Genomic DNA, 15,260 nt, shown 5'->3' on the forward strand with positions numbered 1-15,260 from the left:
CATCAATTATCAGCGTGTGAGGCCTATTGAGTATTAATCATGACCTGGGTTTCGGAAAAATCTTTTTCTCCGTCACCATGAGTCAAAATACCAAGATGGCGGGTATTGGGAGTAATGTTCATCCACTCTAAAGAAACTACCCCAGCTCCACCAATCTGTGCTTGAGCCGGCGCCTCCACTGCGATATTCCCGTTGTCCCCATTCAGATTAAAGTTGAATAAGCTGAAGTTGGTGGGGCCGGCGGATGTCGCATAATCGACAACAACAGCTGCATATTGGCCCGGAGAAGGGTTAGCCAGGGAAACTGACTCTGCGGAAGTGGCGCTGCCGCTGGTACCGACTTCGGGATAGTTTGGCGCTGGGCCATAAACTTCCAGGTCCAGGTCATCACTTCCGCTACCGTCGCCCACATCGGCATCATACATAGCGATATGCGCAAGCTCTGTTCCCTCAGGTATATCAAAGAAAATTACTTGAACATCGCCATCTTCAACAGTGGTTGTAGTGGCCTCACCCTCCGCCAGGCCAGTGACATTCACCTGGAAATCACCGTTGTAGCCGAAGCCCACATTGAGTTCGAGGTTGCCATCGGTGCCGCTGCCAGTTAATTGCTGTGGTGCAGCTAGAGGAACAGGCCGAATAGCAATTGGGCTGCGCACACTGATCTGGGAGCCTACGGATTGCCAGGTGAGATCACCAAAGACCCAAGTATTCATTTCGGCGGACTCTGTGGCGGTGAAGGTCACCTCAAACTCAGCACTCTCTCCCTCCCTGAGGCGTAGCACTTTCGGGTTGATATCTACATCGATACCGAGTGGCGCGTTGATGGATGCCCAATACCAACGCTGGCCGGGGGCGACGCTAGTAACCCGGCGTTTGATGGTCTGGCTGCCGAGGAGGTCGGCGACCCCCATAGAAGCGAGGTTCAGGTCGCTCGAATCGCTAGAGTATCCCAGGGACGTCAACGCATCACAGGTTGCGCTATCAACCATCTCGGGTTGGAGTTCAGCGCCACATAGGAAGGCGAGATAATCATTGAAGCCCGCATCGTAAACCAGACCTGGTTTGAAGGCGTCACGGGGCACTATGGCACCGGCACCAATATCAAATGGTGTTGCATCCGCTGGTCCGTAAGACTTGCGCAGGTCATTGCGCGCACTCGTCATCAATGCGGACTTGGCCATTGCCGGGCTCCAGTGCGGGTTAGCCTGCTTTAGCAGCGCCATCACACCGGCGACATGGGGACTGGCCATAGAAGTTCCACTGAGGGCTCCGAATACTTCTCCTCCGCTTAACACTGGAGAAATCCCCGCGATAATGCCAACCCCCGGGGCACTGATATCCGGCTTGATAATATCCGGCGCACCACCATTTTGACCGCGAGATGAAAAGTTTGCGACGCGGTCTTCCCTGGGGATCAATTGAGACGGATCGATAACTCCAGAAACTTCGCTGCTGGCTGCGAGAGTTTCACCCTCGTAGTACGAGATCATCATTCCGGGGATGCGGGTATCAGGGGCTGACATGGTAATCGGGTTGATGCGATCGTCTGCAGTACCGTCGTTGTAAACGACGATAGCCAAGGCGCCGGCATCGGCAGCATTATTATACTTATCGGAAAAAGAACAACCTCCACGTCTTACCAGAGCAATACCGCCTTCCAAAGACTCACTGTTAGTGACTTCGCTACAGGCTTCTAACGGCTCGCTGAGAACAACCTCAGCAGAGACTGCTCCAACCTCTTCAAGGCTTACGGTGCTGTTGCCCTCACGCCCCTCATAAATTCCGGAAATGGATTCTGGCGAGGATATCTGTAGGGCTAAACCGAAGCTTTGGTCATCCTCTGAGGCGCCGACTGCGGTTATCCAGGGTACTCCCGAAGGAGTGCCCATAGTCTCGGGTCCGGGTCCGTTGTTACCTGCAGATGTGGCGACAAAAACGCCGGCATCGGCGGCAAATAAAAATGCGATGTCATCGGCACCACTAAAGGTGGTGCTGGCGCCACCTATCGAGAAGTTAATAACATCCACACCATCGGCCACGGCTTCATCAATAGCCGCCATGGAGTCGGCCGACGAACAACCACTATCGTCGGGATCTGGGGCGTCCCAGCAGACTTTATACACCGCGATGCGGGCTCGTGGCGCCATTCCGGTAAGGGTTTTTCCATCCGGGGTAATAACGCCATAGTTACCGGCGGCAGTGGTCGCGGTGTGGGTACCGTGCCCGTCTGCATCCCTGGCTGACAGGAATTCGTAATCTGCCAATTCGTTGTTGGTCAGGAAGGCATCGGAAAATGACTTGGCCTTGATCAGCTTATTGTTACAGGTAAACGCAGTGTCGTTGGGGTTTTGGTCACTGTTACCAAATTCGCAACCGTCACCAGTAAAGCTCTCGGGTATTGAACCGTAGGGAACTTGGGGCCCCAGGTTGCCCTGTAACGGTGTAGCTATGTCTGCGACACTCTGGTGTTCAGGGTGGATCCCTGTGTCTATAACACCTACAACAATATCCTCACCCGTAATCCCCCAGAGCCATGGGCTGGGCATATCTGTGATGCCGAGGAAGTCCGCAGTGGAGTCAGTATGGGGCTTTAGTAATTCATCTTCCCAAACACCTTTAACGTCGGCGCGACCGCGCAGAGCAGCCGCTTCCTTTTCGCTCATTACGGCGGCGAAGCCATTAAAAGCGGTGTCGTATTCATGAACAGTGCGTGCGCTGGGAACGGTGGATAGAACTTGTTCCCGCCGCGACCGAAGGAAATTGGAATAGTGCCGGTAGCTGCTGCTTTGGGGATCGAGTTTGCCACGGTTGGACGGTTTGGTGGCCGACAAACCGGGGATGGTACCGCTATAGGAAGACAGAGGCTCGCTGTCTAATTGAACAATATAAACTTTTTTTGGTTTTTCCTGACTGGGGGCAAACTTACTTGTGGCTGACTCAGCAAATAGGCTGTTGGATAACAACATACCGGCTGTCAGGGCAGTAAGAATTTGACTTTTCATTGGAGTATCCCTTTTATTGTTTTGTGCAGGCGGCAACAAAAGGCTTAAAAGAGCTCGTCGCTGGGGGCATTACTCCTTTTCCCCGACAGGAATGTTCAGAGCGTCATTCAAGCCTCACCCATCCCTGGCTTGGCACGAATCGCTGGTACAACAATGGGCTCGCCCTCCCGCTAGTTGCTTTTAAAGGAATGCGCCATACAGCTCAATAAGTTGGCGCCTGGGTGAACAACTGATCGCAAAAATAGTGCGCCAGGTTAGATATTGGACGCTCGAATCATCTAGCGAAAAGAGAGAGGGAGCGGTTTAGGGGGATAATAAAAACTGAGAAAAATGCGAAAGATCAACAAATACTGAAGTGTTAGCCAGGCGGGGATCGGGCTGCTCGATCAGGTGCTGTAACGTCTGATCACCTGCACCGGTTTTTACCAGAACGGGTTTACACCCCTTCTCCAACGCCAGATAAAGATCTGCCAGCTTGTCTCCGACCAAATAACAGTCGTGCAGGCTGGTATCAAATTCAGCCTCGATGGCATCTAGTAGACCCGCCAGGGGTTTGCGGCAGCGGCAATTATCTTCAGGGCCGTGGGGACAGTAGAAAATAGCGGCGATTTCGCCACCGGCATCTTCCACCTGAGCACGCATTTTAGCGTGCATTTCTTCCAGGTCATCCAGATCAAATTGGCCCAGCGCCAGGCCGCTCTGATTGGTGGCTATCACCAGTTGATGGCCGGCCTGACTGAGCGCTGCCAGCGCTTCAATACTGCCGGGCAGGGGTTGCCATTCGTCGGCGGATTTGACGAATTTATCGGGGTTTTCGTTGATCACCCCGTCGCGGCCGAGAATGATAATTGCCATATTAGTATCTCCCTGATTTGCGAGGCGGGGGTTTAATGCCCCGCCTCTGCAAGTCATTACTTGGCAGGAACCAGCAGGGAAATATCGGCAACTTCGAGGAACAGTGCGCGCAGCTGGGCCAATAGGGCCAGGCGGTTGTTGCGCAGTTTCTCGTCATCACTCATTACCATCACGTGGTCGAAGAAGCTGTCTACGGTTTCACGCAGGCCTGCCAGACCGGCCAGACCCTCGGCGAAGAGCGCATCGCTATACAGTGGTTCAACTTCTGTGCGGGCAACCTGTACTGCGGCGAACAGAGCCTTTTCCGCCTCCTCCTGCAACAGAGCCTCATCCACACTGCTGGGTACAGCACTGTCTAACTTGGCGAGGATATTGGAAACGCGTTTGTTGGCGGCGGCCAAAGCACCGGACTCCGGCAGCTGGCTAAACGCGTTGACCGCGTGCACGCGGTTGTCGATATCCAGCGGGCGGGACAGTTTGCGCGCGGCAACGGACATAAATACTTCGGTGGCGATACCCTGGTCTTCGTAGCGGGCGCGGAAGCGCTCCAGTACATATTGCAGAGTCTGTTCCACCACCTTGTCATATTCACCCAGGGCGGTGCGCGGGTAGTTGTCGCGGGCCAATTCCAGCAACTCGCGCAGGTCCAGATCGAGACGCTTTTCTACGAGGATGCGGATGATACCCAGACTGGCGCGGCGCAGGGCGAAGGGGTCGCGAGAGCCGCTGGGGGGTTGGCCTATGCCGAAGATGCCGACCAAAGTATCCAGGCGATCTGCCAGGGCAATTACAGTACCCGTGTCGCTGGCGGGCAGCTCGTCACCGGCAAACTTGGGCATATACTGCTCGTACATGGCCTTGGCCACATCCAACGGCTCGCCGTCATTTTCGGCGTAGTAGTAGCCGGCGATGCCCTGCATATCGGCAAACTCGAACACCATCTCGGTAACCAGGTCCGACTTGCACAGGCGGCCGGCGCGCTCGGCCCAGTCGCCGTTGCTTCCGGTTTTCTCAGCGATGGTGCGGGCCAGGGCGGCTACCCGTTCAGTCTTGTCGTAGACGCTACCCAGGTGCTGCTGGAACACGATTTGGCGCAGTTTCTCGCGGCGTGATTCCAGGCTGGTCTTTTTGTCAGTCTCAAAGAAGAAGGCAGCATCTGCCAGGCGCGGACGGATTACGCGCTCATTGCCGTGGATAACCTGGGCGGCATCCTGGCTCTCGATATTGGACACGGTGATAAAGAAAGGCAGCAATTGGCCATCTTCATCTACCACATGGAAATATTTCTGGTGCTCCTTCATGGAGGAGATCAGGGCTTCAGCGGGTACTTCCAGGAAGCGCTCTTCGAAGCGGCCGGTGAGGGCGACAGGCCATTCAACCAGTGCAGTCACTTCGTCGAGCAGATCGTCATCGATGACCGCTTCACCATTGACGTTGTTGGCTTCGGCGATCACCTGGGCGCGAATGGCTTCGCGGCGCTCGGCGAAGTCAGCCATTACGTAGCCGGGTTCGCGCAGAACCTGTGCATAGTCGTGGGCGGAGTGGATCTCCAGCTCGCGATTGCAGTGGAAGCGGTGGCCGCGGCTGGTGTTACCGGCTTTTAAGCCGAGTACTTCACCGTTGACTACCCTGTTGCCAAACAGCATGACGAGCCAGTGCACCGGGCGCACGAACTCCTCGCGGCGCGCACCCCAGCGCATTCGCTTGGGAATTGGAAGTTGCGCCAATGCCTTCTCGACAATGCCCGCTAACAGGGATTCGGTTTCAGCGCCTTTTTGCTCGCTGATAAAGGCCAGGCGCTCGCCTTTGTCGGTCTCTTTGCGTCCCAGCTCTTCAACAGTTACGCCGTTGCTGCGGGCGAACCCCTCAGCGGCTTTACTGGGCTTACCCTCTTTATCGAAAGCGGCTTTGACAGCCGGGCCCAGCTTTTCAATTTGTTTGTCCTGCTGCTTATCTGCCAAAGCGAATACTGCTACGGCCAGGCGACGGGGGGCTGCGTAGGCTTTAACTTCGCCAAAAGACAACTCGGCGCCTTTGAGGCCCTGGGTAATACCATCGGCGAAAGCGCTCATTAATTTGTGTAACGCCTTGGGCGGCAGCTCTTCGGTGCCCAGCTCTACCAGAAAATCCTGAGCCATTACTGCTTCTCCTCTTGCTCGATGTCTTCCGCCAAAATATCTGCCCGCAGTGCTTCATCTGCCATGGGGAAGCCTAAGGCGCGGCGCGCATCGTAATAAGCCTGTGCCACGGCGCGGGCCAGGGTTCGTACGCGCAGGATATAGCGCTGGCGCTCAGTCACTGAGATGGCGTGGCGCGCATCCAGAAGGTTGAAGGCGTGGGAGGCCTTCATAACTTGCTCGTAAGCGGGGAGCGGCAGGCCCAGCTCAATCAGGCGTGTGCTCTCGCGCTCGCAGTGATCGAAGGTCGCGAACAGGAACTCCACATCGGCGTGTTCAAAGTTGTAGTGGGACATTTCCACTTCGTTCTGATGGAAAACGTCGCCGTAGGTGACGGGGCTGCCATCCGGGTTGCGGGTCCACACTAAATCGTAGATAGACTCGACACCTTGCAGATACATGGCGATACGCTCAAGACCGTAGGTGATCTCGCCGGTAACTGGGTAGCACTCGAGGCCGCCAACCTGCTGGAAGTAGGTGAACTGGGTAACTTCCATACCATTCAGCCAAACTTCCCAGCCGAGGCCCCAGGCGCCCAGGGTTGGGGATTCCCAGTTGTCCTCAACAAAGCGAATATCGTGGACAGCGGGATCTACGCCCATGGCGCGAAGGCTATCGAGGTACAATTCCTGGATATTGTCCGGGGATGGTTTCATTACTACCTGGTATTGGTAGTAGTGCTGAAGGCGGTTGGGGTTCTCACCGTAGCGGCCATCGGTAGGGCGGCGGCAGGGCTGTACATAGGCCGCATTCCAGTTTTCCGGGCCTATGGCACGGAGGAAGGTCGCTGGATGAAAGGTGCCGGCGCCCACTTCCATATCCAGAGGCTGTAGAATGACGCACCCTTGGCGCGCCCAATAATCCTGCAGGGCAAAAATGAGTCCCTGAAAGGTACTGAGATCGTATTGCTTGGACACCGCTATCTCCGGATCAGTATCTGCTGTGGGCAAAGGGACGCAATTATAGCGGCAGCGGCTCCTGTGCTTAAAGCGCTATAGCCGCTTCGGAGGTGTCAATGTTCATTCTCGAACTAGATAGCCGTCTCAAAATGGCTTTTGTGGATAGGAAGTAATTCAGTGGATATTAAAGGGCGCCTTGCAGTAGGGGCACTGAAAATTATTGGCAAACTGCCGTTATCTTGGTCGCGACGCCTCGGTTTACTCGTTGGCAAAATTGCTGTGTGGACTCGCTCCGAGGGGCTGCGTCTGAGCCGTATAAACCTGGAGTTGTGCTATCCGGCCATGGACCCAATGCAGCGCGAACGGCTCGCCAGAGAGAGCGTGATCAGTACTGCAATGACCGGCTTTGAGATGGCGGCCCTATGGAACACCCCCTGGGCCAAAAGTAAGAATGCGATTGTGGGAGTGCGCAACCAGCACTTGCTCGACGGGAGTGAAGAAGGCAGGACCGGCACAATTGTACTGATGCCGCATACGGGCAATTGGGAAATTTTTGGCTTGCATGTAGGCACCCTGGCTCCCTGCACAGTGCTATACCAGCCTCCCAAAATTGAAGCTTTGGACCCGGTTATTCGCAATGGGCGGGAAGTGACCGGTGGCAAGATGGTTCCCACCAACGTACATGGGGTTCGCTCGCTACTTAAGGCTCTCAAAGCCGGTAATTTTGCCCTGATACTTCCCGATCAGGAGCCGGATATGGGCGGTGATTTTGCTCCTTTCTTTGGCCGCCCGGCCCTGACGATGACCCTAGCCCACAACTTGATTCAGCGCACCAACTGCCATGTGGTGTTTGGTTTCGGCAAGCGCGTTGAAGGTGGATTTGAGCTGGTATTTGTTCCTGCGGAAAAGGCCATTTATAGCGATGAGCAGAAAGTTTCCCTGGCGGCGATGAATCGGGGAGTGGAGGCCTGTATTGCCCAGGCACCAGAGCAGTATCAGTGGGAATACAAGCGCTTCAGGAAACAGCCGGAAGGCAAGAGTAAAATTTACCGCAAGAAAAAGTAGGGGCTCTTCATAGAAGCCCCCCATAAAATTATTTAAGTCGCGTGCCGGAAAGCGACCACAACCGGCATGCGTGCCGCGCGCCAGGCTGGGAAGAAGCCGCTGATAAAACCGATCACCAGCGCCAATACGGCGCCCTGCACAAACAGGTCTGGGGACATCTCAAAACTGAACACCACCTGGGTAAAACTGCCTCCCAGAGTTGAGGTGTTGAGACCGTCGAAAAACAGGTAAGCAGCCAGGGAACCCAAAAGCCCACCGGCAACGGCTAAAACCATTGCCTCAGCAATAGTGCCGCAGAACGCGGAGAAGTTACTGAATCCCAATGCGCGCAAAGTAGCGATTTCACGAGCCCGGTCCGCTACCGAGGTATACATGGTGTTGAGAGCTCCGGCCAGTGCGCCTAGCGCCATCACAGAGCTGATAATCCAGCCAAAAGTAGCGATATATTGCAGTTGTTTACCCTGGCTGGCGAAGTACTCCTGTTCGGTTTGCGCTTCCAGGTTCAGACGGGGCTCGCGCTGAATGGTTTCCTGAATGGGCGTGAGATCGCCGTTATTCTCCAATTGCAAACGGACTGACTGATAGCTGTTACCCCGGTTGTAGTGACTTTGGATAATTTTGATATCTGCCCACAGCTCGCTCTCAAATATATTACCCCCTGTGGAAAAGACCCCAACAACTGTCCACAGGTTTTTGCCAAAGCGCACTTCTTTACCGATTTCGAAACCATTGAATTCACGCAATACCCCTTCACCAACAATCATTTCGTTAGTGCCGGGAGTAAACATACGCCCCTCCACCATACGTATGTTATTGCGCATGGCCATGCCGGTTTCATTGAGACCGCGCAAGGGGATATTGGCTTCGGTACCGGTGGATTTCTTCAGGCCATCGACAATAACGTAGAGCTCCGGTGATACCAGCGGGCCATTCGTATCCCTGGCAACACCGGCCGATTCCGCAATCAGGTTGACCTGGTCCTGCAGGATTACAGAGTTGATTTCACTGGCAGACCCCTCTCGCATCAGGATAGCGATCTGGCTGGAGCCGGCCCCACTCATGGTCGCCTCAAAGCCCTTGGCCATAGCGAGAAACGCCAGTAGGATTGCGACGACAACTGCCGAGGCAAATACCATGGCCAGTGACATCCACAGGCGCCGACGCAGGCTGCCCAGATTCATCAGGGTTACCGAAACAATTTGTGCAATAAGAGAACCCATAATTTCTTCTCCTTTAAGGCTTCCCCAGTGAAAACCATGCGTGGTTTCAGCGGGGCACCAGTTTATTGTTGTCGGTTAAATGCAGTTACTATGTTAAGTCGCAGAGCCTGAAAGGCTGGCATTAGCCCGGTAATCAGACCTAGTAGCAACATAAATAAAATGGCTTGCAGGGCGATATCCCCATCCAAAATCAAGTTGGGCAAAAAGCGCGCGAGGAAGGTTTTTACCCCTTCGACCAGCAGCCAGGCTGCGGCCAGGCCAGAAAGGCCGCCGACAAAGGCAATTAACAGGGACTCCGACAGCACCATTCGGAAAATACGAGTGCTGGAAAAACCCAGGGTTTTTAATACGGCGATTTCCCCGGTACGCTCGCGAATCGCCAGCGCCATAGTGTTGCCAACCACTACCAATATGGTGAAAAAGGCAGTAAACACCACAGAAAAAATAATTAAGCCAATATCTCCGATTTGTTCAATAAAGGCTTTATTAAAGGCTTTCTCGGTACTGGTATCGGTTTCGTTCTGCGAGTTGGCAAAATTGTCATCGATAGTTTTTGCGACGTTTTCATTGATGGCGGGGTCATCGGTTGTTAGTGCCATCCAGCCAATCCAGTCGCCACCGAAAGTCTGTGTCTCCATAAAATATTTATAATGAAACAATAATTGGCGTGTATCGTACTGTTCCGTATCCCCTTTAAAAATCCCGGAAATCACAAATTCCCAGGTGTAGCCACCATCTTTGTGTGAAAAAATATTGGAGGATAAAGGAATTCTATCGCCCACTTTCCAGCCGTAAATCTGCGCGAGTTTTTCCCCAACCAAAGCCCCTTGCCGATTGTTAAACCAGGCCTGCTTTTGTTCCTCGGGAATAACAATTTCTTCATAGACTTTTAAATAGGATTCTGGATCCACAGCCATTGAAACGACCTGCCGGCTGGGTTCCTGAAAATAACCGCCAAACCAGTTGAGATGAGTTACATGTTTCACTCCCTCGACGGCTGCAACCTTTTGCACATAGGCAATGGGTAGTGACTGGGTAAAGTTAATTCTATTGAATACCACCAGACGATTATCAGCGGATAGTTCCACGCTGGAATTTAATGCGGATTTGAGGCTGGTAACCGCACCGAAAATCAAGAAGGCGATAAAAATAGCAAAGCAAGTAAGGAATAGCCGCAAGGGCTTCCTTGTCATATTTTTAAAAACCAAATAAAAATCACTCATGCCACTATTTCCCTCTGCACAAATTGTCCTTTATCCAGATGCAGGGTGCGCTTGGCGTATCTTGCAGCCGCGGGATCATGGGTAACCATCACGATGGTTTTGCCGTGATCGCGGTTTAACAATTGCAGCATTTCCAGTATTTCATCTGCTGTGGCCCGATCCAGGTCACCAGTGGGCTCATCACACAGAATCAGTTTTGGATCGGAAACGATGGCGCGAGCGATGGCAACACGCTGTTGTTGCCCGCCGGACATTTCACTGGGCATATGTTTTGCCCGATCACTTAATCCCACCAGGGCCAGTGCGGTTTCCACATTGTGGCGGCGTTGAGATTTGGAGAGAGTTGTCAGCAGTAGCGGCAGCTCTACATTGCGCTGGGCATTTAGCATCGGCATTAAATTGTAAAATTGGAAAATGAAACCAATATTTCTCGCTCGCCAGCGGGTTAGGGCGCCTTCATTGAGGGAGTCAATGCGCTCGCTGTCAAACCATATCTCTCCACCGCTGGGTTGATCGACGCCGCCCAACATGTTTAACAGCGTTGTTTTACCGGAGCCCGAAGGCCCCATAATGGCAACGAAATCACCGTGATCAATTTCCATATTCAGGGATTCAAAAATGGAAATGGTCTCTTTGCCCTTGGTAAAACTTTTGCTGACATCCTTCAGTTGAAACAACACTTCCTCTGACATCTCAAATTCCCTCTTATAAATACTGTTGTGTTTTTATTGGTGTTTGCTAAGGAGCTGCGGCCTCGCCTGCGAGGAAGCCCACCTTAACGCCCATATCCGGCAGGATTCGAGCATCTTTGTCATCGATAGCGATTCGCACTCGAACAGTTGCCTTGGCTCGATCGGCCGTTGGAATGATGGCGATAACGGTAGCTGGAATGTCCCAGTTCGGGTAGGCATCCAGGTTGGCGTTAACTTTCTGTCCCTTGGCAACCCGGCCGATAAAGGCCTCGTTCACATCCACTTCGATTTCGAGTGAATTCATATCCACGATGGTACAGATTCCAGTGCGGGTAAAACCTCCGCCGGCAGAGCTGGGGGCAACTATCTCGCCAGGTTGTGCATTTTTTGTCGTGACTACGCCGGCAAAAGGCGCGCGGATAATATGATCTGCCAGGCGTTCGCGCTGCCTCTCAGCTTCAAGAATGGCGACTTGAATATTGGCGCGGGCACTTTTTAAGTCTGCCCGTAACCCCTCTACCGAGGATTCACTTTGGGTGAGCTGCGCTTTGCTGGAATAATTTTTGTCTCGAAGTCCGGCAAAACGCCGATATTGGCGTTCAGCCTCTTTTAACTTCGCGTGAATACTCGCTTCCTTGGCTTGAAGCACTTGAATTTGTGCCTGGGCAAAATCCAGCGCGACCCGCGCTTTGGCATCATCCAAGCGGGCCAGAACCTGCCCCTCCTCGACCTGCATTCCCTCTTCGACATCCACACTACTGATCAGGCCCATTACTTCAGCGGAGACCGTAGCCATGCGCCTCGGTGTGATATAGCCGGAAGCATTGAGAATGGTCTCGTGAAATTTTTCCTCCCTGGGAATCAAGCTGAGAGTCTTGGCTTGAGGTTCGCTACTTTGGGGGAGCACTGGTGTACTGTCTTCTGCAAATAGAGAAGCGCCGGCAAGGCCTATAACTATGCCAGTAACTAGGCCGACAGATGCCGCCAATATAACTTTGCGCGATGGGGAACTGGGTTCGGGCGCTGTTTCCCGATCAATTTTGAGTTGACCGAGCAGCGCACTAGTATCTCTGCTCATACAGCCTGTTTTTATTAGTTACTTCCTGTAAACAGCAACTGTGGCAGAAATTAAAAAATATTGCCACGCGTTAGCGTGGCCATGACATCTTGTGTCGTTAGTGGCGCCAAAAAGCCGGGGTAAGTAGTACTAGCAGGGTAAAAATTTCCAGGCGTCCCATCAGCATCGCCAGGATAAGAAACCATTTGGCGACTTCATTAACCGCACCATAGTGGGCAGCGGCTTCGCCGAGGGCGGGTCCGATATTACTCAGGCAGGAGGCTACTGTAGTAACGGAGGTGACAAAGTCCTCACCGGTGGCGATGACGATAATGGCGAGGATAAAAAAGGATGAAACATAGACCGCAAAGAAGCCCCACACCGCGTCGGTAACTCGATCGGGGACAATTTTGCGGTTGATCTTGATAGGGATAACCGCATTGGGATGTACCAGGCGATTCAGCTCGCGCATACCGGACTTCATAATCAGCATACCGCGCACCGCCTTAATGCCCCCCGAGGTTGAGCCGGCGCAGGCACCGAGAATACCTAACAGCAAGAGGACGTAGGGTAAGAATACTGGCCAGGCTGAGAAATTTTCCGAGGCGAAGCCGGCAGTGGTGCTGATCGAGACCACCTGGAAGAAACCGTGTAGCAGGCTGTTACCGGGGGAGAAGATATTCAATATCCACAGGTAACAGCTGATCAACAGGCCGGCACCGAGAATCAGCATAACGTAGAAGCGGAATTCTGAGTCGCGCCAATAGTGGCTGAGGGTCCTGTTGCGAAATGCGAAGAAATGCAGACCGAAGTTAATGGCAGCAGTAAACATAAACACGATACAAATAATCATGATCGCGCGGTTGTGGGCGTAGAACCCCATACTGGCATCGTGGGTGGAGAAGCCTCCATTGGCCACAGTAGAAAACGCATGGCCAACGGCGTCGAATACCGTCATGCCGGCCCACCAGTAGCCGATGCCGCAGAGGATTGTAAGAATTACATAAATAACAATTAGTGCCCGCGCTGTCTCGGCAATACGCGGAGTCAATTTGGTATCTTTTACCGGGCCGGGAATTTCTGCCTTATACAGCTGCATACCACCGATACCCAGCATCGGCAGGATGGCCAGGGCGATAACAATTACGCCGATACCGCCAAACCACTGCAACTGCTGGCGGTAGTAGAGAATGGCAGGAGGCAGTGAGTCCAACCCGGTAATCACCGTGGCGCCGGTGGTTGTTAGCCCTGAGATGGATTCAAAAATAGAGTCGGTGATACTCAAGTCAGGCTGTGGGCTGATAATAAAGGGCAGGGCACCGAAGCTGCCCAGTACCAGCCAGAACAAAGATGTCACTACGAACCCGTCCCGGGTGCGCAGGTCTTCGCGCAAATCGTGCACTGGCAGCCACATGAACAGGCCGGTGATCAGAGTGATGACAAAGGCTGCGACAAATGCGCTGTGAGTACCATCTTCATACCACAGGGATACGCCAATCGGCGGCAGCAGAGTCAGGCTGAACACCGTCAAGAGAATTCCAAAAACTCGCGCAATTACCGCAATTCGCATTGGCGCCTATCAGCCTATCGTTATTTGTTGCAATGTTATCTGGACGGCGGAGACCGTTATCGCCGGAAAACGAAAATATTATTTGCTCAGAAAAAGCCAAAACCAACTTGGAACAGTTGTTCAACATGGCGAGTCTGGCGGCGGTCGATAAGGAAGACAATCACGTGGTCATCGCTCTGCACAATGACATCATCGTGTGCCATCAAAACTTCGCTGCCATTTTCCGTTTCCCGTACGATGGCGCCAATCGAGGCGCCCTCGGGCAAGTCGATATCTTCGATCTTGCGCCCCACTACCTTGGAAGTGCGCTCGTCACCGTGGGCGATAACCTCAATGGCTTCAGCTGCACCTCGACGCAGGGAGTGGACGTTGACCATATCTCCTCGGCGCACATGGGTGAGCAGGCTGCCAATCGTATTTTGCTGCGGTGAGATGGCAATATCGATTTCACCGCCCTGTACCAGGTCCACATAAGCGCGGTTATTGATCAGGGTCATCACTTTGCGTGCGCCCAGACGTTTGGCCAATAGTGACGACATGATATTAGCCTCGTCGTCATTGGTAAGGGCAAGAAAAACATCGGTATCTTCGATGCTCTCTTCCAGCAGCAGCTCCTGATCGGAGGCGCTGCCGTGCAGGATAATGGTGTGAGACAGCTCCTCGGATAGAAAGACACAGCGCTCGTGGCTCTGCTCAATAATTTTTACCGAATAGCGATTCTCAAGCCGAGTGGCCAGGCGCAAACCAATATTGCCACCGCCGGCGATCACTACTCGTTTATAACCGTGTTCCAGTCGACGCAGTTCGCTCATTACCGCGCGAATATCTGCTCGTGCGGCAATAAAGAACACCTCATCGCCGGCTTCAATCACCGTATCACCCTGGGGAATAATTGGCCGGTTGCGACGATAAATCGCAGCAACCCGGGTATCTACCTTGGGCATATGCTCGCGCAAATAGCGCAGTTGGTGCCCAACCAGAGGCCCGCCCTGAACGGCTAAAACCGTTACCAGCTGTACCCGACCACCGGCAAAATCCAACACCTGCAAGGCTCCGGGGTGTTCCATCAGGCGGGAGATATACTCTGAAACCAGTTGCTCCGGGCTGATCAGTACATCGATAGGGATGGCCTGGGTATCGAATAATTCCGGGTATTGCAGGTAGGAAGAGGCCCGTACCCGGGCGATTTTGGTGGGTACGCGAAAAAGAGAGTGCGCAATCTGGCAGGCCGCCATATTGGTCTCATCGTTATTGGTGACTGCAACCAGGATATCCGCATCCTCAATCCCGGCTTCCATCAGAATATCCGGGTGAGAGGCGTGGCCCAGTACCACGCCGATATCGATGCGGTCGCGCAGTTCGCGCAGGGTTTTCTCGTCGCTGTCCACCAGGACAATATCATTGCGCTCGGAGGCCAGGGCCTCCGCTAGAGAGCCGCCCACCTGGCCGGCGCCGAGAATGACAATTTTCATATCGGATGAGACTCGCGACTAGCGA

General features: G+C 53.5%; 11 protein-coding genes. 1 reads left to right on the plus strand and 10 read right to left on the minus strand.

What is annotated here, in order from left to right; genetic code table 11:
- Positions 1-23 precede the first annotated feature (23 nt).
- The 4 genes from ACJJIQ_RS20520 to glyQ form a co-directional block, all read right to left on the minus strand.
- Complete coding sequence (locus tag ACJJIQ_RS20520; RefSeq protein ID WP_445362889.1) at positions 24-3,005, minus strand: S8 family serine peptidase; 2,982 nt, start codon at positions 3,003-3,005, stop codon at positions 24-26.
- A gap of 303 nt (positions 3,006-3,308) precedes the next feature.
- Positions 3,309-3,860 carry a D-glycero-beta-D-manno-heptose 1,7-bisphosphate 7-phosphatase gene (gene gmhB / locus ACJJIQ_RS20525; RefSeq protein ID WP_444906790.1) on the minus strand — a complete coding sequence of 184 codons (552 nt, stop codon included), beginning with the start codon at positions 3,858-3,860 and terminating at the stop codon, positions 3,309-3,311.
- A 56-nt stretch (positions 3,861-3,916) separates the two neighbouring features.
- Positions 3,917-5,998, minus strand: coding sequence for a glycine--tRNA ligase subunit beta (gene glyS / locus ACJJIQ_RS20530; RefSeq protein ID WP_445362890.1), 2,082 nt, complete (start codon positions 5,996-5,998; stop codon positions 3,917-3,919).
- Positions 5,998-6,954: a glycine--tRNA ligase subunit alpha gene (glyQ, locus tag ACJJIQ_RS20535; protein WP_282930551.1), complete on the minus strand. Its 957-nt coding sequence runs from the start codon at positions 6,952-6,954 to the stop codon at positions 5,998-6,000. The genes glyS and glyQ overlap by 1 nt, the downstream gene beginning before the upstream one ends.
- A 159-nt stretch (positions 6,955-7,113) precedes the next feature.
- Between glyQ and ACJJIQ_RS20540 the strand changes: the two genes are divergently transcribed.
- Positions 7,114-8,001: a lysophospholipid acyltransferase family protein gene (locus ACJJIQ_RS20540; protein WP_445362891.1), complete on the plus strand. Its 888-nt coding sequence runs from the start codon at positions 7,114-7,116 to the stop codon at positions 7,999-8,001.
- Between the two features lie 32 nt (positions 8,002-8,033).
- Here the strand turns inward: ACJJIQ_RS20540 and ACJJIQ_RS20545 are convergent, their stop codons facing one another.
- From ACJJIQ_RS20545 to trkA, 6 genes are all read right to left on the minus strand, one after another.
- Complete coding sequence (locus ACJJIQ_RS20545) at positions 8,034-9,221, minus strand: ABC transporter permease (protein WP_445362892.1); 1,188 nt, start codon at positions 9,219-9,221, stop codon at positions 8,034-8,036.
- A gap of 62 nt (positions 9,222-9,283) precedes the next feature.
- Positions 9,284-10,444 carry an ABC transporter permease gene (locus ACJJIQ_RS20550; protein ID WP_445362893.1) on the minus strand — a complete coding sequence of 387 codons (1,161 nt, stop codon included), beginning with the start codon at positions 10,442-10,444 and terminating at the stop codon, positions 9,284-9,286.
- Positions 10,441-11,136, minus strand: a complete 696-nt coding sequence (locus ACJJIQ_RS20555; protein WP_445362894.1) for an ABC transporter ATP-binding protein — start codon at positions 11,134-11,136, stop codon at positions 10,441-10,443. Before ACJJIQ_RS20555 ends, ACJJIQ_RS20550 begins: the two co-directional genes overlap by 4 nt.
- Positions 11,137-11,182: 46 nt before the next feature.
- Positions 11,183-12,214, minus strand: a complete 1,032-nt coding sequence (locus tag ACJJIQ_RS20560) for an efflux RND transporter periplasmic adaptor subunit (protein ID WP_108731210.1) — start codon at positions 12,212-12,214, stop codon at positions 11,183-11,185.
- Between the two features lie 97 nt (positions 12,215-12,311).
- Positions 12,312-13,763 (minus strand): TrkH family potassium uptake protein, encoded by a 1,452-nt coding sequence (locus ACJJIQ_RS20565; RefSeq protein WP_282930546.1) that lies wholly within the window; start codon positions 13,761-13,763, stop codon positions 12,312-12,314.
- Between the two features lie 86 nt (positions 13,764-13,849).
- On the minus strand, positions 13,850-15,235 hold the full coding sequence (trkA, locus tag ACJJIQ_RS20570) for a Trk system potassium transporter TrkA (protein ID WP_282930545.1): 1,386 nt from the start codon (positions 15,233-15,235) through the stop codon (positions 13,850-13,852).
- Between the last annotated feature and the right edge of the window lie 25 nt (positions 15,236-15,260).

This window comes from Microbulbifer maximicatervae (SeqCode), from assembly GCF_052468295.1.

Bases quoted from the DNA above. Each gene is read 5' to 3' on its own strand.
- ACJJIQ_RS20520 (WP_445362889.1), bottom strand. From the start codon at position 3,005: ATGAAAAGTCAAATTCTTACTGCCCTGACAGCCGGTATGTTGTTATCC.
- gmhB (WP_444906790.1), bottom strand. From the start codon at position 3,860: ATGGCAATTATCATTCTCGGCCGCGACGGGGTGATCAACGAAAACCCC.
- glyS (WP_445362890.1), bottom strand. From the start codon at position 5,998: ATGGCTCAGGATTTTCTGGTAGAGCTGGGCACCGAAGAGCTGCCGCCC.
- ACJJIQ_RS20545 (WP_445362892.1), bottom strand. From the start codon at position 9,221: ATGGGTTCTCTTATTGCACAAATTGTTTCGGTAACCCTGATGAATCTG.
- ACJJIQ_RS20550 (WP_445362893.1), bottom strand. From the start codon at position 10,444: ATGAGTGATTTTTATTTGGTTTTTAAAAATATGACAAGGAAGCCCTTG.
- ACJJIQ_RS20555 (WP_445362894.1), bottom strand. From the start codon at position 11,136: ATGTCAGAGGAAGTGTTGTTTCAACTGAAGGATGTCAGCAAAAGTTTT.
- ACJJIQ_RS20560 (WP_108731210.1), bottom strand. From the start codon at position 12,214: ATGAGCAGAGATACTAGTGCGCTGCTCGGTCAACTCAAAATTGATCGG.
- ACJJIQ_RS20565 (WP_282930546.1), bottom strand. From the start codon at position 13,763: ATGCGAATTGCGGTAATTGCGCGAGTTTTTGGAATTCTCTTGACGGTG.
- trkA (WP_282930545.1), bottom strand. From the start codon at position 15,235: ATGAAAATTGTCATTCTCGGCGCCGGCCAGGTGGGCGGCTCTCTAGCG.